The organism is Serratia sp. GW822-FHT06E05 (assembly GCF_058799445.1).
In genome coordinates this window covers 36,201-57,148 of record NZ_JBXALM010000010.1, presented here as the reverse complement: position 1 = coordinate 57,148, position 20,948 = coordinate 36,201, and the positions used below count along the sequence as shown (strand labels likewise).

The following is a 20,948-nucleotide window of genomic DNA, read 5'->3' as shown; positions in this document are numbered from 1 at the left end:
TGGCGGCGTCTTTCGAACCCGATAAACCTTGGCCGTTTATCCGGGGATCTGCAAAGGATTATAAGGTGCTGCAATAATGGATTTATTAAAGTTTATCCTTCGTCTGCCTTTTACGTTAATCAAGGGCGCATTTCGCCTGCTGGCACTGAGCCTGGCGTTACTGGGCCGGTTATTCAGGCCGCTGATCGGTAATCTTGCCTGGAGTGCGCCTGCCTGGTGGACTGCGCTGTCCGGCGGTGTGAAACGGGCGTTTTTGCGGCTGGAAAGCGGCGTAAGCAAATACCCGAAAGCCATCAGTCTGGCGTTGCTGGTTTTGTTGTGTATCGCCGGTGGCGCTGTCTACGGCTGGCACTGGTGGCTGAACCGACCGCAACCGATCGAGCCGGCACCCATGGTGTACCAGCAAACCGACGTGCAGGCCGCTGGCCCTGAAGCGATAAACTACGCGGTTCAGAAGCCGACACCGCAGAAGCTAAGCCTGACGTTCAGTCACTCGGCGGCGCCTTTGACCGACGTTGGTAAAGCGGTGACCAAAGGCGTGACGCTTAAGCCGCAGGCCGAGGGCCAGTGGATCTGGAACGACGCCTCAACCCTGGTCTTTACGCCGAAAAAACCGCTGCCGATGGGCACGCATTACCAGGTTAATCTCGATCCTGCCACGTTGCTGGCGCCGCAGATCAAGCTCGCCAATACCCGTTACACCTTTAACGTGCCCGCTTTTAATTACCAACTGGGGCAGGCCGAGTATTACCAGGACCCGCAGGATCCGAAGAAGCGCAGCGCTATCTTTAATCTGAAGTTCAATGCGCCGTTGGACGTCACCAGCTTTGAAAAACAGGTCTCGCTGGGATTGAAGGAAGGCAACGCCAAGTCGGAGAAAAAGCTTAACTTCTCGCTGGTCTACGACGAGAAAAAACTCAACGCCTGGATCCACTCAGAGCCGCTGCAGGCGCTGGATCAGGGCGGTGTGGTGCACCTGACCGTCGGCAAGGGCATCAAAGCGACGGTGCCCGCCAACGCCATCGACGAGGTGAAAAGCAACCGGGTCACGGTGCCGACGCTGTACAGCCTGGCGCTGAGCGATGCCAGCGCCCAGGTGGTTGACGCCGAGGGTGCCAAGGGGCAGCGGGCCCTGATCGTCGCTTTCAGCGACGCCGTCAAGGATAAAGAGCTGGTGCGCGCGACCAAGGCCTGGTTGCTGCCACAGCACGATCCCAGCGATGCTGAAGCCGCTAAAGACCCGAATGATTTTTATCAGTGGGATACTGACAGCGTCGCCAAGAATGTGCTGGCGCAGTCAACGCCGCTGAATCTCACGCTCAACGAAGCTGAAGAGAGCTACCAGCCGCAGTTCAGCTTCAAATTCGATGCCCCGGCACATCGCTTCATGCTGCTTGAGATCGACAATCAGCTGGTCTCCAACGGCGGTTACAAAATGCCGAAAAAGGCCTACCGGGTGATTGAGGTGCCGGAGTTCCCGAAATCCCTGCAGTTCATGTCGCAAGGGTCGCTCCTGTCGGTCAACGGCGATAAGCAGATCAGCGTTGCCGCGCGCAACGTGGCGGGCCTGCGCCTGGATATCAAACGGGTGATCCCAAGCCAACTGCAGCACATCGTTTCTTTCAAAAGCCGGGAATACTCTTCCGCCGAGTTTAACCGGCTTGATGACGAATATTTTACCGAGCATTTTAAATACCAGACCGCGCTCAATAATGACCAGCCGGGCGTGGTGAATTATCAGGGCATCGATCTTTCCCGCTACTTGTCCACCAATCCTGATTCTCACCGCGGTGTGTTTTTGCTGACGCTGTCCGAATGGCAGCCAAACAGGAAACCGGTGGAGGAAGAGGCTGGAGCGGATGAGTCTGAGGAAGAAAGCGACGATCAAGCTGAGGTCGGCGATTCACGTTTTGTGGTAGTGACCGATCTGGGCATCGTCGCCAAAAGCTCCCAGGACAAAACGCGCGATGTATTTGTCCAATCGATTCACAGTGGCGCACCGGTCGGCAGCGCGAAAGTGTCGGTGATCGCGAAAAACGGCGTAACCTTGCTCAGTCAAATCACCGATACCAACGGCCACGTACGCTTCCCGGCGCTTGATGTTTACACCAATGAACGCCAGCCGGTGATGTTCCTGGTGGAAAAGGAGGGCGATGTTTCCTTCTTGCCGACCGGCAGCTATAACGATCGCGGGTTGGATTTCTCGCGCTTCGACATTGCCGGCGAACAGACCCCGACCGATCCGCGTGCGCTCAGTAGCTATCTGTTCTCCGATCGGGGCGTTTACCGGCCGGGAGATACCTTTAATGTTGGCCTGATCACCCGTGCCGCCGATTGGGGCGTGGGGCTGGCCGGCGTACCGGTACGTGCTGAAATCCGCGATCCGCGCGATAAGCTGATGACCACGGTGCCGCTGACGTTGGGCGCCAGCGGGTTCAACGAGCTGAGCTACACCACCGATGAGAATTCACCCACCGGCGAGTGGAACGTCTATCTGTATCTGGTGGGGAAAAACCACGACACCTCAACGCTGCTTGGTCATACCTCCGTCAATGTTAAAGAGTTTGAGCCGGATCAACTGAAGGTGAAGCTGGAGCTGACGCCAAACCGGCAACAGGGTTGGGTGAAACCTTCTGAATTGAAAGCCAATATTGACGTGCAGAACCTGTTTGGCACGCCGGCGCAAGACCGTCGCGTCACTTCCAGGTTGACGCTGCGCCCCATGTATCCGAGCTTTGACCGCTTCCCGGACTACGCCTTCTACGAAAACCGGCAGAACAGCGACGGCTTCGAAACCGAGTTGGAAGACCGCACCACCGACGAGCAGGGCGCGGCTAACATCCCGCTGGATCTCAAAGGCTATGCCGACGCCACTTATCAGTTGCAACTGTTGTCGGAAGCCTTTGCCGCAGGCGGCGGGCGTTCGGTGGCGGCTACCGCCAGAACCCTGGTATCGCCTTATGATTATCTTGTCGGCGTGAAGGCGGATGGGGATCTTGGCTATATTAACCGCGATGCAGCGCGTCATCTAAATGTGATTGCCGTAGATCCGTCGCTCAAACAGATTGCCCTTGCGGATCTGAAGCTGGTGCTGATCGAGCAGAAATATATTTCCGTGCTGACCAAGCAGGACTCCGGCGTTTACAAATATCAATCCAAGTTGAAGGAAGTGTCGCTGTCGGAGCAGCCGTTGGCGCTGAGTGAACAGGGTAATGACCTGCAGCTTGCGACCGACAAGCCGGGCGATTTTGTGTTGGTGATTGAAGATGCGCAGGGCAAGGTGCTCAATCGCGTAGCCTACAGCGTGGCCGGGAATGCCAACCTTAGTCGTTCGCTGGATCGCAATGCGGAACTGAAATTGAAGCTGAACCAGGCGGAATATCAACCTGGCGAAGAAATAGAGGTGTCGATCAACGCGCCTTACACCGGCAGCGGTCTGATCACCATCGAGAAAGATCACGTTTACGCCTGGCAGTGGTTCCATAGCGATACCACTAGTTCGGTACAAAAAATCCGCCTGCCAGCTGGCATGGAGGGTAACGGCTATATCAACGTGCAATTTGTGCGCGACGTCAACTCCAGCGAAATCTTTATGAGCCCGCTCAGTTACGGCGTTATGCCATTCAAAATCAGCACCCGCGCACGGCAGAATGGGCTGGAAGTGACAGCGCCAACGGTGATTAAGCCAGGCGAAGATCTGACCATGACGGTGAAAACCGATGGCCCGCAGCAGGTGGCGCTGTTCGCCGTCGATGAAGGGATCCTGCAGGTCGCTCGCTACCGCTTAAAAGATCCGCTGGAGTTCTTCTTCAGCAAGCGTGAACTGAGCGTCACCAGTTCGCAAATTCTCGATCTGATCCTGCCGGAGTTCAGTAAGCTGATGGCGTTGACGGCGGCTCCGGGCGGCGATGCGGGGGAAGGTTTGGATCTCAACCTGAACCCGTTCAAACGCAAGCGTGATAAGCCGGTCGCTTACTGGTCAGGTATCACCGAGGTGAACGGCGAGAAGGCGTTCGTCTATCCGGTCCCGGATTACTTCAACGGTAAGATCCGGGTCATGGCTATCTCGGTCACGCCGGACAAGATCGGCAAGGCGCAAACCGCCGCGACGGTGCGGGACAACTTCATCATGACGCCAAACGTACCGGCGATGGTGGCACCGGGCGATGAGTTTGACGTCAGCGTGGGCGTCAGTAACAACCTCGAAGGATTGAACGGTCAACCGGTGGCGGTAAGCGTGCACTTGACGCTGCCTCCTCAGTTGGATGTAGTGGGCAACGCCGTGCAAGGCCTGTCACTGGCGGAAAAACGCGAGGGTGTGGTTAACTTCCGCCTGCGTGCCAAATCTGCGCTGGGGGATGCGCCTTTGGTGTTTGACGCCAGCTATGGCGACAAGAGCAGCCGCCGCACGGTCAGCACCTCGGTGCGGCCGGCTATGCCGTATCGAACCCAAACGGTAATGGGGCGGATGAGCGGCGGCAGCCAAAACGTCGAAGGCCTGCGTCAGATGTTTGACGCCTATGCGCAGCGTCAGGCGGCGGTTTCCCATTCACCGCTGGTGCTGACCAACGGGCTGGCTCAATACCTGGCAGACTACCCTTACTACTGTTCCGAGCAGATCGTCAGCCGCTCTATTCCGCTGATCCTGCAGAGCCGTCATCCGGAAATGGCGGGGGGCCTGAGCCAGTCCGAGGTTAGCAAACAGCTACGCAACCTGCTCGGCGTGTTGCGTTCTCGTCAGAATGACAGCGGGGCCATTGGCGCCTGGCGGTCATCGCCGGATGCCGATCCTTTCGTTACGCCGTATGTGGTCCAGTATCTGCTGGAAGCGAAACAAGCCGGGTATGCGCTGCCGGAGGGGATGCTTGAGGAGGCCAACGGCGCACTGCGTGAATTGGCGGCCAGCGGCTTTGATGACCTGTATCGGCTGCGTTTGCGCAGCTGGGCTATCTATCTGCTGACGCGGCAAGGCGAGGTGACCACCAATGCGCTGGCAATGGTGCAGGATACGCTGCAAAAACGCTATCCGGACAGTTGGAAAACCGATCTGAGCGCGCTGTATCTGGCATCGTCTTATCAATTGCTGAAGATGGATGACGAGGCCGTCGCACTATTGCAGCCAAGCTGGCAGCAGTTGAGCAAAGCCTATGACAACGCCTGGTGGACGCAGAATTACTTTGATCCGCTGGTGCAGGATGCGACGCGGCTGTATTTGATTACCCGCCATTTCCCGGAAAAGGTGGCATCGATTCCGCCGCAGGTGTTGGAGAACATGGTGAAGGCGCTGAAAGAAGAGCGCTACACCACCTACTCTTCCGCGATGAGCATATTGGCGCTGGAGAGCTATTCGGCCCAGGTGGCGCAGTCAGCCAACGCGGGTTCGCTGGACATTGCGCAGATTGGTAAAGGCGGCAATGCAGCACCACAGCGTATAGCCGAGCTGCAGGGGCTGTTTGCCAAAGGGCAGTTTACCGCTGATGCCGCCGCTGTCCGCTTTACCAACAGCGGTGATGCGCCGGCCTGGTACTCGGTGACTCAGGCAGGTTATGACCTTGCAGCGCCACAAAAAGCGCTGGCACGCGGGTTGGAAATCACCCGCGATTACACCGATGAGCAGGGTAAGCCGGTCACGCAGGTAACGCTGGGCCAGAAGGTCAATGTACATCTGAAAATCCGTGCTAATGCTAAAGAGGGGCTGAGCAATCTGGCGATCGTCGATCTATTGCCGGGCGGGTTCGAAGTGGTGCAGCAAACGCCGCCGGAACCTGCCGCTGACGAGGACAGCGAAGCGGAAGCGCCAAGCAGCGGTTGGCAGTCACCGCTGGCGGCTTCAGGATCCAGCTGGGCGCCGGATTACAGCGACATTCGTGAAGATCGGGTGATCATTTACGGCAGTGCCAGCACCGACGTACAGGAGTTCGTTTACCAGATCAAAGCGACGAATACCGGCAGCTTTATTATCCCACCGGCCTATGGCGAAGCCATGTATGACCGTGAAGTACAGGCCATGTCGGTCGGCAGCGGTAAACTGGTGGTGGTGCCGGCGGAAAATAAATAAGCCGTGACTGGCGTCGGGCGGATATCCGCCCGACGCCAGAGCGTTGAGATCCGATGAAAATCCTGAAAACACCCTGGCTGCAGAATAGCCTGATGGCGGTCTTTCTGCTCGCGCTGGTGCTTGGTGCCATTCGGTTATGGCCGCACCCACCGTTGGCGCAAGAATTACCGCTGTCCTCCACCTACTATGATCGCCAAGGTACGCTGATGCGCATCACGCTGGCCAACGACGATCGTTACCGGCTATGGACTCCGCTGGAGGATATTTCACCTTTGGCGGTGCGTGGTCTGCTGCTGCATGAGGATCGGTGGTTTTACTACAACCCCGGTTTTAACCCCGTTAGCCTGGCGCGCGGCTTCTGGCGCAGCTATGTTTCCGGTGGCAGGATGCAGGGCGGTTCGACCATCAGCATGCAACTGGCGCGCATGCGCTGGCATCTTAACACCCGTACGCCGGGTGGCAAACTGCTGCAAGTGGCGCGTGCGATACAGCTAGAACTGAGCTACTCCAAGCACGATATTTTGGAAGCCTACCTGAACTACGCTCCTTACGGTCGCAATATCGAAAGCATCGGTGCTGCCAGCCTGATCTACTTCGCCAAGCCACCGCGAGACCTGACACTGCCGGAAGCGTTAACCCTGGCCGTATTGCCACAGTCACCCAGTTACCGTCTGGAACCGAAAACGGGCGTGCTGGGTGTTGCCCTGACGCAGGCGCGCGACCGCTTGTTCCAGCGCTGGCAGCAAGTCTACGCGACCGACAGCAGTCAACAGGCCCTGTTTCGGCTCCCGCTAGCGCTGCGTCAACCCGAGCAGATGCCCTATATTGCACCGCACTTTATCGAGCAACTTCGTCAACAGACTCAGCAGTTGGTGCAGCGTAATAGCCGCGTCGACACCACGCTGGACGTCGGACTGCAACGTTTGGTCGAACGACAGGTAAATGCCTTTATCGCCCGTAATCAGAGCCGTGGGATCCACAATGCTGCAGTGCTGCTGGTGGACAGCCGCGATATGGGGGTCAGGGCGCTGGTGGGGTCAGCAGACTATTACAACCGCCAGATCCAAGGGCAGGTGAACGGGACCCATGCCAAGCGTTCGCCCGGTTCGACCCTGAAGCCCTTTATCTATGCCCTGGGCATGGAGCAAGGCGTGCTGCATCCGATGACCATCCTGAAAGATGTACCTTCCTCATTTGGTGCCTACGCGCCGGAGAATTTTGACCGGCGTTTTCTTGGGCCGGTAACCGCCACCGATGCGCTGAATTTTAGCCGCAATATTCCCGCTGTGTACGTGGCGTCGCAACTGCGGCAGCCGACGTTCTATCAGTTCCTGCGCCTGACCGGCGTCGAGAATATGGCCAGCGAGAATCACTATGGCTTGTCGCTGGTATTGGGGGGCGGTGAGGTTACCGCTCAGGAACTAGCGAAGCTCTATGCTCTGTTGGCGAATCGCGGCGCATTGCGTCCGTTACGCATGCTGAGTAGCGATGTGGAGACGCCGGCGGTGCGCTTGCTTAGCGAAGAGGCCAGTTTTATTACGCTGGATATGCTGCGGCAACACCGACGGCCGGGAGATACCTTGGCGCAGCGTTCATCGTCGCTGCCGGTCTATTGGAAAACCGGGACCTCATGGGGATTTCGCGATGCCTGGAGCGTAGGGATTTTCGGGCCCTATGTGCTGGTGGTGTGGGAGGGGAACTTCGACAGTCGCGGCAATAATGCCCTGGTGGGCGCCGATGCAGCGGCTCCGTTATTCTTCAATATTATCGACAGTGTGCATGCCAGCTATCCCACGCTGCGGGAGCCCCGGCAGCCATTTCCGAAGCGGCTGCGGCGGGTGGATATTTGTCTGGCCAGCGGCGATTTACCCACCCCCTGGTGCCAGCAAAAGGGCAAAACCTGGTTTATTCCCGGCAAGTCACCAATCAAGGTCGACAGCGTTTATCGGCCGGTGGTGCTGGATATTCACAGCGGTGAGGTGGCCTGTCCGCCCTATGACCAGGCACAAACCCGCACTGAAGTGTTTGAGTTCTGGCCTTCCGATCTGGCCAACGTGTTCGCTCAGGCCGGGTTGCCTAAGCGTTCACCGCCGATAAATCGCTGTAAGGACAACGGTATTGCCGTCGGGGGTAATGCGCCGCGCATCACCTCGCCGCTTAAAAACACCACCTATACCCTGCGGCAATCGCAGCAGGGTCGCGATAAAATTGCCTTCAACGCAGTGACCGATGCCGACAGCAAAACGGTGTACTGGTTTGTTGACGATATCTATCTCGGTAGCAGCGCCAGCAAAAAGGCCATCGACTGGCGGCCGATCAACAATGGGCAGTACCGCATTCGGGCGGTGGACGATCGCGGCCGGGCCGATAGTCGTCTGGTGACCATCGAATGGGTTAACTAGCCCTGACGCACTCCTGTATACTCGCGCCGGAATCTGGGCTTTTACGTAGGAAAAGAGATTGTGATTGAGGTTTTGTATCAGGATGAGCACCTGGTGGCGGTGAACAAGCCGTCCGGTTGGCTGGTGCACCGCAGCTGGCTGGATCGCCATGAAACCCGGTTTGTGATGCAGACCGTGCGCGATCAGATTGGCCAGCACGTGTTTACCGTGCATCGCCTTGATCGTCCTACATCTGGGGTATTGCTGATGGCGTTGTCCAGCGAGGTGGCGCGGCTGTTGTCGCAGCAGCTTGAACAGCATCAGATGCAGAAAACCTACCATGCGGTGGTCCGCGGTTACGTGCTGGAAGGCGATACCCTCGATTACCCGTTGACGGAAGAGCTGGACAAAATTGCCGACAAGTTTGCCTCTGCGGACAAGGGGCCGCAGCCGGCAGTCACCCATTATCGGCCGCTGGCGCAGGCAGAGATGCCGGTGGCGATTGGCCGTTACGACAGCGCGCGCTACAGCCTGGTTGAACTGAAACCGGAGCATGGCCGCAAGCACCAGTTGCGGCGCCATATGGTGCATATCCGCCATCCCATCATCGGTGACAGCAAGCACGGCGATCTGCGTCAGAACCGCGGCATGGCGGAGCATTTCGGCTGTTCACGCCTGATGCTTCATGCCAGTCACCTGCAACTGAATCACCCGGTGACCGGTGAGCCGCTGCAGATTTCCGCTCGCTGGGACGAGTCCTGGCAGGGCGTTATGTCACAGTTTGGCTGGGCGGAGAGTATCCCTGAGCTTGCCAGGGTTGAGTTTCCTTCAGCTAGCGGTCAGGATAACTGATCATTTCTAAAGGTATTTAAGGGAGTAGGAGCAATGGCTCAGGTTGGAATCTTCGTGGGAACGGTTTACGGCAACTCACTGCTGGTGGCGGAAGAAGCGGAAAATATCCTCAGCGAACAGGGGCATGAGGTCAAACTGTTCGAGGAGGGCACGCTTGAAGCCTGGCAGTTTTACCGTCAGCATTACGCGTTGGTAATTACCTCCACCACGGGTCAGGGCGATTTGCCGGACAGCATTGCACCGCTGTTCCATGCTATTCGCGATCGGGTCGGCTACCAGCCAGAGCTGCGTTACGGACTGATCGCGTTGGGTGACAGCAGCTACGATAACTTCTGCGGTGCAGGGCGCGCATTTGATGCATTGTTGCAGGAACAAGGAGCAACTCGCGTAGGTGAGGTGTTGGAAATCGATGCGATGGAACAGCCGGAGCCGGAAGTGGTTTCCTGCCCGTGGGTCGAGCAGTGGGCCACATTGCTGAAATAGAATTACCCGTTGCCTTTCAAGTTGCAGCGTTGTTAGCTGCAACTTGAAATTCATAGGGTAAAAATGAAGTCCAGTAGATCCAGTTCGCTGAACCCTTACTTACCGCGGGTCAGTTTTTCCAGATCGGATTCGATCTCGGCAATCTTGTGGGAAACCACGCCTTCCAGATGACGCAGGTCATCAAGAATTTTGCGTTTCAGATCCACTTCAACCTGGTCCCGCTGGCACAGCTGATCCAGCTCATCAATCACGTAACGCAGGTTCGGGTTAATTTCGTGGATTTCTTTGTAACCCTGGCCGGCATTGTCCGCAACCACGGTCTTGCGTTGGCGCGGGTATTTGAACTTCACGCTTTTGGCAAAGAACTCGCCTTTATCCTTGCGGAAATAAATCTTAAGAATGTCGTTATTGGCCTCCTGACGCAGGCTATAGCGATCGACATCTTCCGGTTGATTGATTCCTAAGCTTTTCAGGTTGTCATACATAATAGCGCCACCTTATAAATAGACTTTATTCCACGGTCTGGGATTATGGCGAATAACCACGCCAGAGACTGTGACTGCTCACGTAACGAAGACAAAAAAATAGCGGGTGATTCACCCGCTATCTTAATTTAGTCGATGGTGCGCAATAACTCATTAATGCCGACTTTACCGCGCGTCTTGGCATCGACTTTTTTGACGATAACCGCGCAGTACAGGCTGTAAGAGCCATCTTTGGACGGCAGGTTGCCGGAAACCACCACCGAGCCGGCAGGCACGCGGCCGTAGTGTACTTCACCGGTTTCGCGGTCGTAAATGCGGGTGCTCTGGCCTAGGTATACGCCCATGGAAATTACGGAACCTTCTTCTACGATCACGCCTTCAACCACTTCTGAACGCGCACCGATGAAGCAGTTGTCTTCAATGATGGTCGGGTTGGCCTGCAGAGGCTCCAGTACGCCACCGATGCCGACGCCGCCGGACAGGTGAACGTTCTTGCCGATTTGCGCGCAAGAGCCGACGGTAGCCCAGGTATCCACCATGCTGCCTTCGTCAACGTAAGCGCCGATGTTCACATAGGATGGCATCAGAACCGTGTTGCGGGCGATGAATGCGCCCTGGCGAACGGTCGCCGGTGGCACTACGCGGAAGCCTTCTTTCTGGAAGCGCGCTTCGTCGTAATCGGCGAATTTCATTGGCACTTTGTCGTAATAACGGGTTTCTGCACCGTCCATCACTTTGTTGTCATTGATGCGGAAAGAAAGCAGCACGGCCTTTTTCAGCCACTGATGCGTTACCCACTGACCGTCAATCTTCTCGGCAACGCGCAGGGCGCCGCTGTCCAGCAGGCCGATCACCTGGTTTACCGCTTCGCGCGTTACGGTGTCTACGTTCGCCGGGGTGATTTCCGCGCGGCGCTCGAAGGCGTTTTCAATAACGTTTTGTAATTGCTGCATGCTGTTCTCTGTCCTGATGTTGTCTACGAAAAGGTTACTTGTATCACAATTTATCGTTTGGATTGAGGGCCTCTGTCAACCGTTGTTCCAACTTTCTGCGCGTTTCCGGGTTAAGGGCGCGTCGATCGCTGTCGGCCAGAATAAATAAATCCTCAACCCGCTCGCCAATGGTGGAGATGCGCGCGCCATGCAGTGACAAACCGAGATCGGCGAACACTTCGCCTACCCGGGCCAGCAGGCCTGGCTGATCGAGCGCGGTCAGTTCCAGATAGCTGCGGCGGTCGGTATGGGTTGGCAGGAAGCTGACTTCGGTCGGCACGCTGAAATGACGCAGCTTGGAGGACGGCCTGCGCACGCGCGGCGGCTGATATTCCCGCTGGGTAATGGCCTGTACCAACGCGTGGCGGATCGCCGCATGGCGGTCCTGCGCCAGCGGGCTGCCATCCGGCTCCAGTACGATAAAGGTATCCATCGCCATGCCGTCGCGATTGGTGAAGATCTGTGCGTCGTGCACGCTCAGGTTGCGACGATCCATCTCGCCGGCCACGGCGGCAAACAGGTATGGGCGATCCGGACTCCAGATGAAAATCTCGGTGCCGCCGCGTGTCGCCTGGCGGCTGACCAGCACCAGCGGCTGGGTGGAGTCATGGGCCAGCAGATGGCGTGCGTGCCAGGCCAATTGGTTCGGCGAATGGCGCAGGAAGTAATCGGCACGACAGCGGCTCCAGATGCGGTGCAGTGCTTCTTCGTCGATATTGTCCATGCGCAGCAGCGCCAGCGCTTGCAGGCGGTGGTGACGCACGCGTTCGCGCAAATCAGGGCTGTTCTGCATGCCGCGGCGCAGCTGCTTTTCGGTGGCGAAATAGAGCTCACGCAACAGACTCTGTTTCCAGCTGTTCCACAGGGTCTCGTTGGTGGCGCAGATGTCCGCTACGGTCAGGCAAACCAGATAACGCAGGCGGGTTTCACTCTGCACTTCGGCGCTAAACTGCTGAATCACCGTCGGATCCTGAATGTCGCGCCGTTGGGCGGTGACCGACATCAGTAAATGGCAGCGAACCAGCCAGGCCACCAGTTGAGACTCACGGGAATTCAAACCGTGCAGCTCGGCGAACTCCAACGCGTCCTGCGCGCCGAGGATCGAGTGGTCGCCGCCGCGGCCTTTGGCGATATCGTGGAACAGCGCCGCCAGCAGCAGGAGTTCAGGGTTCGGCAGGCGCGGATACAGCTCAACGCACAGCGGGTGACGTGGCCGCGTTTCGGCATCGGCAAAGCTTTCCAGTTTTTGCAGGACGCGAACGGTGTGTTCGTCGACGGTGTAGGCATGAAACAGGTCGAACTGCATTTGCCCGACAATTTTGCCCCACTGCGGCATATAGGCCCACAGTACGCTGTGGCGGTGCATCGGCACCAGCGCCCGCGAAACGGCACCTGGGTGACGCAGGATGGCCATAAACAGATCGCGCGCTTCCGGAATGGTGCACAGCGGCTGTTTCAGATGGCGGCGGGCATGACGCAGCTGGCGGACTGTGGTGGAGTAAATGCCTTTGATTTCGCGGTTGCGCACCATCAGGTAGAACATCCGCATGATCGATTCCGGCTGACGAATAAACAGCGTTTCGTCACGCAGGTCGATCAGGTCGCCACGCAATTGAAAATCTTCGTTCAACGGCCGGGGTTTTTCCGTGGCGTCCAGCGCCAGAATCGCCTCATCGAACAGTTGTAGCAGCATGTGGTTCAGTTCGCCGACGCGGCGGGTCATGCGATAAAAATCTTTCATCATGCGCTCGACCGGCTCGTTGCCTTCCCCCTCATAACGCAGCAACTGCGCCACGTTAAGCTGGCGATCGAACAGCAGTCGGTTATCGTAGCGGGGCAACACCAGATGCAGCGCGAAGCGAATGCGCCACAGGAAGCTTTGGCATTCGTTAAGCTCGTTGCGTTCGGCCTGGGTCAGAAAACCAAAGCCGACCATTTCGTCCAGCGAAGTGGCGCCGAAGTGACGGCGCGCTACCCACAGCAGGGTGTGAATGTCCCGCAGGCCACCGGGGCTGCTCTTGATGTCCGGCTCCAGATTGTAGCTGGTGCCGTGGTAGCGTTGGTGGCGCTCTTGCTGTTCGACCAACTTGGCGTGGAAAAATTGGGGGGAGGGCCAGAAGCCGTCGCTGAAAATGTGCTTTTGCATTTGCAGGAACAAGGCCACATCGCCGCAGATCATGCGTGATTCAATCAGGTTGGTGGCGACGGTCAGATCCGCCAGGCCCTCCAGCAGGCACTCCTCGAGCGTGCGTACGCTGTGGCCCACTTCCAGCTTGAGATCCCACAGCAGGGTGATAAATTCCCCCACGCGCTGGGATTGCTGTTCATTCAGCCGGCGCTGGCTCAGCACCAGCACGTCAATGTCCGAAAGCGGGTGCAATTCGCCACGACCATAACCGCCGACCGCCACCAAAGCGGTTTCCGGAATATCTTCGAAACCGTAGAACACCCACAGGCGACGCAGCAGGCGATCGATAAAGTCGCTGCGGGCGGCGACCAGGCTTTCGGCGCTGGAGCCGGCATTGAACGCTTCTGCCAGCCACAGTTGGAACTGTTCGAGGCGCTGTTTCAGCGCGACGCAGTTGAGCTCCTCATCGCCATAGGCGTTGGGATATTCAGGCTGCTCCGGCACGGCCTGTCGTGGAATGACCGAGGTGTCTTGTTGGCGAAAGTTTTCAGACATAGTACGCAGCCCATAAAAAAGGCCGGCAAAAGCCGGCCTGTGACATCATGCATCGCGGCAATACGCCGCGGCGCTTACATCTCGTGCGTAATGATGTTGGGGATGGTGTCATCCTTGCGCAACGTCATTATCTCGCAGCCGTTATCTGTGACCACAATAGTATGCTCATACTGCGCCGACAAGCTGCGATCCTTAGTTTTTACCGTCCAGCCGTCTTTCATGGTGCGGATGCGGTAATCACCGGCATTGACCATTGGCTCGATGGTGAAGGCCATACCAGGTTGCAGTACCACACCGCCGTCGTCGGCATCATAGTGCAGCACCTGCGGTTCTTCGTGGAACACTTCGCCAATGCCGTGGCCACAGTATTCGCGCACCACGGAAAAGTTTTCGGCTTCGACGAATTTCTGGATCTCTTTGCCCAGAGTGCGCAGGCGGATGCCAGGCTTCACCATTTTCAGCGACAGATAAAGGCTTTCCTGCGTGATGCGGCACAGACGCTCGCCCAGAATGGTCGGTTTGCCGACGATGAACATCTTGGATGTGTCGCCGTGGAAACCCTCTTTGATCACGGTAACGTCGATATTCACGATGTCGCCGTCCTTCAGAACCTTGTCATCGCTCGGGATGCCGTGGCAGACCACTTCATTAACCGAGATGCACACGGATTTCGGGAAACCGTGGTAGCCCAGACAGGCGGAAATCGCCTGCTGCTTGTTGGTGATGTGGTCGTGACAGATACGATCGAGTTCGCCGGTGGTCACGCCAGGCTTGACGTGCGGCTCGATGATTTCCAGCACTTCGGCAGCCAGACGGCCGGCCACGCGCATTTTTTGGATGTCATCAGGTGTTTTAATTGAGATTGCCATGAAATTCGTCCGCAGGTGTCGTGTTCGCCGACAACAGAAAGAAATAATAAGAAGCAGTCTCTTATGGTATCAGTCCGGCCTGAGGCTGCCAAATTTGATTTCTCGACGATGACGACTGTGGCAACAAAAGTTGGTGTCCGGGGTGGGTTTATGGTATAAAGCGCGCCGGCAGATCCGCGTCTTGGTCCTTGCGATAAGGACGGGAAAGGCCGAAAATACTTTAACTGCACTCACATTGTGTAAATAACACACACGTATCGGCACATCCGCCGGGGTGCCCTGAGGTGATTTATCACCGCCAGGGTCGGCGTTATGGGATACGTGGAGGCATAACCCCAACTCACTCTATAGAGGTTTAATCATGGCAACTGTTTCCATGCGCGACATGCTCCAGGCTGGTGTACACTTTGGTCACCAGACCCGTTACTGGAACCCGAAAATGAAGCCTTTCATCTTCGGCGCACGTAACAAGGTTCACATCATCAACCTGGAAAAAACTGTACCAATGGCCAACGCAGCACTGGCTGAACTGACCAAGATCTCTTCCCGTAAAGGTAAGATCCTGTTCGTTGGTACTAAGCGCGCAGCAAGCGAAGCGGTAAAAGAATATGCTAACACCTGCGATCAGTTCTTCGTGAACCATCGCTGGTTGGGCGGCATGCTGACTAACTGGAAAACCGTTCGTCAGTCAATCAAACGTTTGAAAGATCTGGAAATCCAGTCTCAAGATGGCACCTTCGACAAGCTGACCAAGAAAGAGGCGCTGATGCGTACTCGCGAACTGGCCAAGCTGGAAAACTCCCTGGGTGGTATCAAAGACATGGGTGGTCTGCCTGACGCTCTGTTCGTTATCGATGCCGATCACGAACACATCGCGATCAAAGAAGCCAACAACCTGGGTATCCCGGTATTCTCTATCGTTGATACCAACTCCGATCCAGACGGCGTTGACTTCATCATCCCTGGTAACGACGATGCAATCCGTGCAATCAAATTGTACCTGACTGCCGTTGCTGCCGCCGTCCGTGAAGGTCGTTCTCAAGATCTGGCCGTTCAAGCGGAAGAAAGCTTCGTAGAAGCTGAATAATAAGGCAAGCTCGTCACTGAGCCCTTATTAACCAGGTATTGAATATGTTGGTTAGGGGGGCCTTTATTGGCCCCCTTTGCTTATCTGAATGAGAACTGTCTCTACGTGAGATAACCGAGGAAAAAGAAATGGCTGATATTACCGCTGCTCTGGTAAAAGAACTGCGCGAGCGTACTGGCGCTGGCATGATGGATTGCAAAAAAGCTCTGGTCGAATCTAACGGCGACATTGAGCTGGCAATCGAAAACATGCGTAAATCTGGCGCGATCAAAGCGGCGAAAAAAGCAGGCAACGTAGCTGCTGACGGCGTGATCAAAACCAAGATCGAAGGCAACTACGGCGTGATCCTGGAAGTAAACTGCCAGACTGACTTCGTTGCTAAAGATGCCGGTTTCCAGGCATTCGCTGACAAAGTGCTGGACGCTGCTGTTGCAGGCAAAATCACTGACGTTGAAGTGTTGAAAGCACAGTTCGAAGAAGAACGTGTAGCGCTGGTTGCCAAAATCGGTGAAAACATCAACATCCGTCGCGTGGCTTCCCTGGAAGGCGAAGTGCTGGGCAGCTACCTGCACGGCGCACGTATCGGCGTTCTGATCGCGGCTAAAGGCGCTGACGAAGAGCTGGTTAAGCAAATCGCCATGCACGTTGCGGCGAGCAAGCCAGAATTCGTTAAGCCTGAAGATGTGTCTGCTGAAGTGGTAGAAAAAGAGTACCAGGTTCAGCTGGACATCGCCATGCAGTCTGGCAAGCCGAAAGAAATCGCTGAGAAAATGGTTGAAGGCCGCATGAAGAAATTCACCGGCGAAGTTTCTCTGACCGGTCAGCCTTTCGTTATCGAACCAAGCAAAACCGTTGGCCAGGTGCTGAAAGAGCACAACGCTGACGTCGTTAACTTCATCCGCTTCGAAGTGGGCGAAGGCATCGAAAAAGCGGCAAATGACTTTGCTGCTGAAGTTGCTGCAATGAGCAAGCAGTCTTAATGACTGTATACCCGATAGATTTCGCGGTGCGGCAAGGCGGCAACTGAGCGAACTCCCAGGAGCCTGGTTCACCAGGTGACTGGGGTAAGTGAAGGCAACCAACGCAGCGGCAACGTGAAAGATGAAGGGTATAATGGAGCCGCCGTCAGGCGGTTCCATTTTATCCAGCCAGAATTACACCGGTGGCAGGCCCTGTGGCATGATACTCATCACAGGCGCACTTCATCGGCTGAAATCCCCAATACTAATACTGCTTCTTAGGACAGAACACCATGGCAACCAATGCAAAACCCGTATATCAGCGTATTCTGCTCAAACTGAGTGGCGAAGCCCTGCAAGGCGCAGAAGGTTTTGGTATCGACGCTAGCGTTTTGGATCGCATGGCTCAGGAAGTTAAAGAGCTGGTCGAACTGGGAATTCAGGTCGGTGTAGTTATTGGCGGCGGTAACCTGTTCCGCGGCGCGGGCCTGGCGCAGGCCGGCATGAACCGCGTAGTGGGCGACCACATGGGAATGCTGGCTACCGTGATGAACGGCCTGGCTATGCGTGATGCACTGCACCGTGCCTATGTGAACGCCCGCCTGATGTCAGCCATTCCGTTGAACGGCGTGTGCGACAACTACAGCTGGGCCGAGGCGATCAGCCTGCTGCGTAATAACCGCGTGGTGATCTTCTCCGCCGGTACCGGCAACCCGTTCTTCACCACCGATTCTGCTGCGTGTCTGCGCGGGATCGAGATCGAAGCGGACGTGGTATTGAAAGCGACTAAAGTGGATGGTGTATACTCCGCTGATCCGGTTAAAAATCCGGATGCAACGCTGTACGAACATATCACCTATCAAGATGTACTGGAGCGCGAGCTGAAAGTGATGGATCTGGCGGCGTTTACGCTGGCCCGCGATCACGGTCTGCCGATTCGCGTATTCAACATGAACAAGCCAGGTGCGTTGCGCCGGGTGGTGATGGGTGAGAACGAAGGCACGCTGATCAGCAAATAAGGCTGTTCTGCCCAATTTAGCGGGAGCGGGTAACGTGGTGCGTTATGCGCTCTCCTTGAGTAAAATTCACGGGCTATACTGTGGTATGGCCTGCCAAGTCTCCAGCTTCCAAGGGTTTGCAACGTGATTAATGAAATCAGAAAAGATGCTGATTCACGCATGGAAAAAAGCGTAGAAGCATTCAAAAACCAAATCAGCAAAATCCGTACCGGCCGTGCTTCTCCAAGCATCCTGGACGGCATCATGGTGGAATACTACGGTTCTGCAACGCCGCTGCGTCAGTTGGCTAACGTGACCGTAGAAGACTCCCGTACCCTGGCAATCAACCTGTTTGATCGCTCCCTGGGTTCAGCGGTAGAAAAGGCCATCATGGCGTCTGATCTGGGCCTGAACCCAAGCTCAGCCGGCAGCGTGATCCGTGTTCCGCTGCCTCCGTTGACCGAAGAGCGCCGTAAAGACCTGATCAAAGTGGTGCGCGGTGAAGCCGAGCAGGGCCGTGTTGCCGTGCGTAACGTGCGCCGTGACGCCAACGACAAAGTGAAGGCGTTGCTGAAAGACAAAGAAATCAGCGAAGACGAAGATCGTCGTTCTCAGGACGACATTCAGAAAATGACCGACGCCTACATCAAGCTGCTCGATGCCGCGCTGGCGGACAAAGAAAAAGAGCTGATGGAATTCTAATCAGCATCGCGCAGAAAAAAAGCGTCGCCTGGGCGGCGCTTTATTTTTTGTGGCGCAGATCCCGTTTCATCGTGCTGATTGATCATGGACAAGCGGTGGCGAAGGTTACACACTGGAGCACCTCCGATCTCATCAGACAGTTATTCAGAGTGAGCTCATGAAGCAACTGACTATTCTTGGCTCCACCGGCTCAGTGGGGACCAGTACCCTGGCCGTGGTCAGGGAAAACCCCGACCGTTTTGCGATTAAAGCGCTGGTTGCCGGCCATAACGTAGCGGTTATGGCGCAGCAGTGCATGGAATTTCGTCCGACCTATGCCGCGATGGCAGACGAAGGCGCAGCGCGTGAACTGCGCATCCTGCTGGCGGAAAATGGCGTTGCCACCGAGGTGATGGCGGGCGAGCAGGCCGCTTGTGATTTGGCGGCGTTGGATGACGTTGATCAGGTCACCGCCGCCATCGTCGGCGCTGCCGGGTTGCTACCAACGCTGGCGGCAATTCGCGCAGGCAAGCAGGTGCTGCTGGCGAACAAAGAGTCGCTGGTGACCTGTGGGCGGCTGTTTATGGACGCGGTGCAAAAAAGTCAGACGCAGTTGCTGCCGCTGGACAGCGAACATAACGCCATTTTTCAGAGTTTGCCTGAGAGCATTCAGCGTCAGTTGGGATACTCTTCATTAGACAGTCATGGTGTGTCGCGCATCGTGCTCACCGGTTCTGGCGGTCCGTTCCGCACCACGCCACTGGAACAGTTTGCCACGATGACGCCGGATCAGGCCTGTGCCCATCCCAATTGGTCGATGGGGCGCAAGATCTCGGTGGATTCCGCCACCATGATGAACAAAGGACTGGAATATATCGAGGCCCGCTGGCTGTTTAACGCCTCGGCCGAACAAATGGAAGTGATTCTGCATCCTCAGTCGGTGATCCATTCAATGGTGCGCTACACTGATGGCAGCGTGTTGGCCCAGTTGGGCACGCCGGATATGCGTACGCCGATCGCTCATGCAATGGCCTACCCGCAGCGGGTAAACTCCGGTGTGGAAGCGCTGGATTTTTGCCGTATCGGCTCGCTGACCTTTGCCGAACCTGAACGGGAACGCTATCCCTGCCTGTATCTGGCCATAGAGGCCTTTGACGCCGGGCAGGCGGCAACCACCGCACTGAACGCGGCCAATGAAGTTGCCGTGGCGGCTTTCCTGCAGGAGCAGATTCGCTTTACCGATATTGCGACGGTGAACCAAAAAGTAGTCGAACGGCTGTCACTGCAGGAACCGTCCTGCATTGATGCGGTCTTAGAAATAGATCGTCAGGCACGTGAGGTTGCGGTTGGGTTGGTTAAATCACTGCGTAACTGATAGCGGCATTTATCCTATTTTGTTCGTAAATTACGCGTGCCGCAGTGGGGTTGTTTGTTCAGGCCCGGCTGAGGTGATATAGTCTGCGCCACTTGTCAGCGGTTATACCGTTGAATTCTGGCCCGATTGATATCTCGAACGCCAATGGCGCAGCGGAAATTACCGGCTGTCGCAGGGCAGACTGAAAAGCCGTGTCGGGCACACGGCTTTTTTTGCGCGTAAGGGCCTGATGTTCCGGAAGGGCAGTTGTATTTCTATTGAGGAAATAAGTACGAGTTATGTCGTCCGCAAATCAACAAGAGGCTAATCCGTCCACTTTGGGGCCACGGCATGTTGCCATTATCATGGACGGTAACGGGCGCTGGGCTAAACGTCAGGGTAAGTTACGTGTCTTCGGTCATAAAGCAGGGGTGAAATCGGTTCGTCGCGCGGTCAGTTTTGCTGCCAACAACCATTTAGATGCGCTCACGCTTTATGCCTTCAGCAGCGAGAACTGGAACCGTCCGGTGCAGGAAGTCTCCGCCCTCATGGAGCTTTTCGTCCGAGCCTTGGACAGTGAAGTAAAAAGCCTGCATAAACATAACGTCAGACTGCGGGTGATCGGCGACATCAGCCGTTTCAGCGCGCGTTTGCAAGAGCGGATCCGCCGCTCCGAGCAACTGACAGAAAATAACGATGGCCTGACGCTCAACATTGCCGCCAACTACGGTGGCCGTTGGGATATCATTCAGGGAGTAAGGGAACTGGCTGAGCAGGTGAAGGATGGTTTGCTGCGTCCGGATCAAATTAGCGAAGAATTACTGGGTGAGCGAGTCTGCATGAGCGACTTGTCACCGGTGGATCTGGTGATCCGCACTGGCGGTGAACACCGCATCAGTAACTTCTTGCTGTGGCAAATTGCTTATGCCGAACTTTACTTTACTGATGTACTCTGGCCTGATTTTGATGAACTTGTCTTTGAAGGTGCGCTGAATGCATTTGCACAACGCGAGCGTCGCTTCGGGGGAACAACACCTATCGGCGCCAATGCGTCCTAGGGGGAACT

General features: G+C 56.2%; 14 protein-coding genes. 10 read left to right on the top strand and 4 right to left on the bottom strand.

All coding sequences use genetic code 11. From position 1 onward, the window contains the following. The first annotated feature begins 76 nt into the window (after positions 1-76). Genes AC1RKC_RS19995 through AC1RKC_RS19980 form a run of 4 tightly spaced genes read left to right on the top strand, consistent with a single transcriptional unit; the run spans position 77 to position 9,774 of the window. Positions 77-6,058: an alpha-2-macroglobulin family protein gene (locus tag AC1RKC_RS19995; protein ID WP_493092767.1), complete on the top strand. Its 5,982-nt coding sequence runs from the start codon at positions 77-79 to the stop codon at positions 6,056-6,058. A gap of 53 nt (positions 6,059-6,111) precedes the next feature. Beyond that, positions 6,112-8,460, top strand: a complete 2,349-nt coding sequence (pbpC, locus tag AC1RKC_RS19990) for a penicillin-binding protein 1C (protein ID WP_493092768.1) — start codon at positions 6,112-6,114, stop codon at positions 8,458-8,460. A 60-nt stretch (positions 8,461-8,520) separates the two neighbouring features. Continuing rightward, entirely contained in the window at positions 8,521-9,291 is a 771-nt protein-coding gene (truC, locus tag AC1RKC_RS19985) for a tRNA pseudouridine(65) synthase TruC (RefSeq protein ID WP_020828370.1), read from the top strand. Positions 9,292-9,324: 33 nt separating this feature from the next. Then, positions 9,325-9,774 (top strand): flavodoxin, encoded by a 450-nt coding sequence (locus tag AC1RKC_RS19980; protein WP_020828369.1) that lies wholly within the window; start codon positions 9,325-9,327, stop codon positions 9,772-9,774. Between the two features lie 95 nt (positions 9,775-9,869). On the opposite strand, the gene AC1RKC_RS19975 is transcribed toward AC1RKC_RS19980, so the two are convergent. From AC1RKC_RS19975 to map, 4 genes are all read right to left on the bottom strand, one after another. Further along, entirely contained in the window at positions 9,870-10,259 is a 390-nt protein-coding gene (locus AC1RKC_RS19975) for a DUF3461 family protein (protein ID WP_006318690.1), read from the bottom strand. Positions 10,260-10,387: 128 nt separating this feature from the next. After that, positions 10,388-11,212 (bottom strand): 2,3,4,5-tetrahydropyridine-2,6-dicarboxylate N-succinyltransferase, encoded by an 825-nt coding sequence (gene dapD, locus AC1RKC_RS19970; protein ID WP_020828368.1) that lies wholly within the window; start codon positions 11,210-11,212, stop codon positions 10,388-10,390. Positions 11,213-11,255: 43 nt separating this feature from the next. Next, a complete protein-coding gene (gene glnD / locus AC1RKC_RS19965; protein WP_020828367.1) occupies positions 11,256-13,934 on the bottom strand; it encodes a bifunctional uridylyltransferase/uridylyl-removing protein GlnD in 2,679 nt (892 codons plus the stop codon). A gap of 74 nt (positions 13,935-14,008) precedes the next feature. Continuing rightward, complete coding sequence (map, locus tag AC1RKC_RS19960; RefSeq protein ID WP_020828366.1) at positions 14,009-14,803, bottom strand: type I methionyl aminopeptidase; 795 nt, start codon at positions 14,801-14,803, stop codon at positions 14,009-14,011. A 361-nt stretch (positions 14,804-15,164) separates the two neighbouring features. On the opposite strand from map, the gene rpsB reads away from it, so the two are divergent. From rpsB to ispU, 6 genes are all read left to right on the top strand, one after another. Then, positions 15,165-15,890, top strand: coding sequence for a 30S ribosomal protein S2 (rpsB, locus tag AC1RKC_RS19955; protein ID WP_020828365.1), 726 nt, complete (start codon positions 15,165-15,167; stop codon positions 15,888-15,890). A gap of 128 nt (positions 15,891-16,018) precedes the next feature. Further along, a complete protein-coding gene (gene tsf, locus AC1RKC_RS19950; RefSeq protein WP_020828364.1) occupies positions 16,019-16,870 on the top strand; it encodes a translation elongation factor Ts in 852 nt (283 codons plus the stop codon). 272 nt (positions 16,871-17,142) lie between these two features. Beyond that, a complete protein-coding gene (gene pyrH / locus AC1RKC_RS19945; RefSeq protein WP_004952223.1) occupies positions 17,143-17,868 on the top strand; it encodes a UMP kinase in 726 nt (241 codons plus the stop codon). Positions 17,869-17,991: 123 nt separating this feature from the next. Then, positions 17,992-18,549 (top strand): ribosome recycling factor, encoded by a 558-nt coding sequence (gene frr, locus AC1RKC_RS19940; RefSeq protein WP_020828363.1) that lies wholly within the window; start codon positions 17,992-17,994, stop codon positions 18,547-18,549. A gap of 157 nt (positions 18,550-18,706) precedes the next feature. Next, positions 18,707-19,903 carry a 1-deoxy-D-xylulose-5-phosphate reductoisomerase gene (ispC, locus tag AC1RKC_RS19935; RefSeq protein WP_115058145.1) on the top strand — a complete coding sequence of 399 codons (1,197 nt, stop codon included), beginning with the start codon at positions 18,707-18,709 and terminating at the stop codon, positions 19,901-19,903. Positions 19,904-20,181: 278 nt separating this feature from the next. After that, positions 20,182-20,940: a (2E,6E)-farnesyl-diphosphate-specific ditrans,polycis-undecaprenyl-diphosphate synthase gene (ispU, locus tag AC1RKC_RS19930; protein WP_048759170.1), complete on the top strand. Its 759-nt coding sequence runs from the start codon at positions 20,182-20,184 to the stop codon at positions 20,938-20,940. The last annotated feature ends 8 nt before the right edge of the window (positions 20,941-20,948 follow it).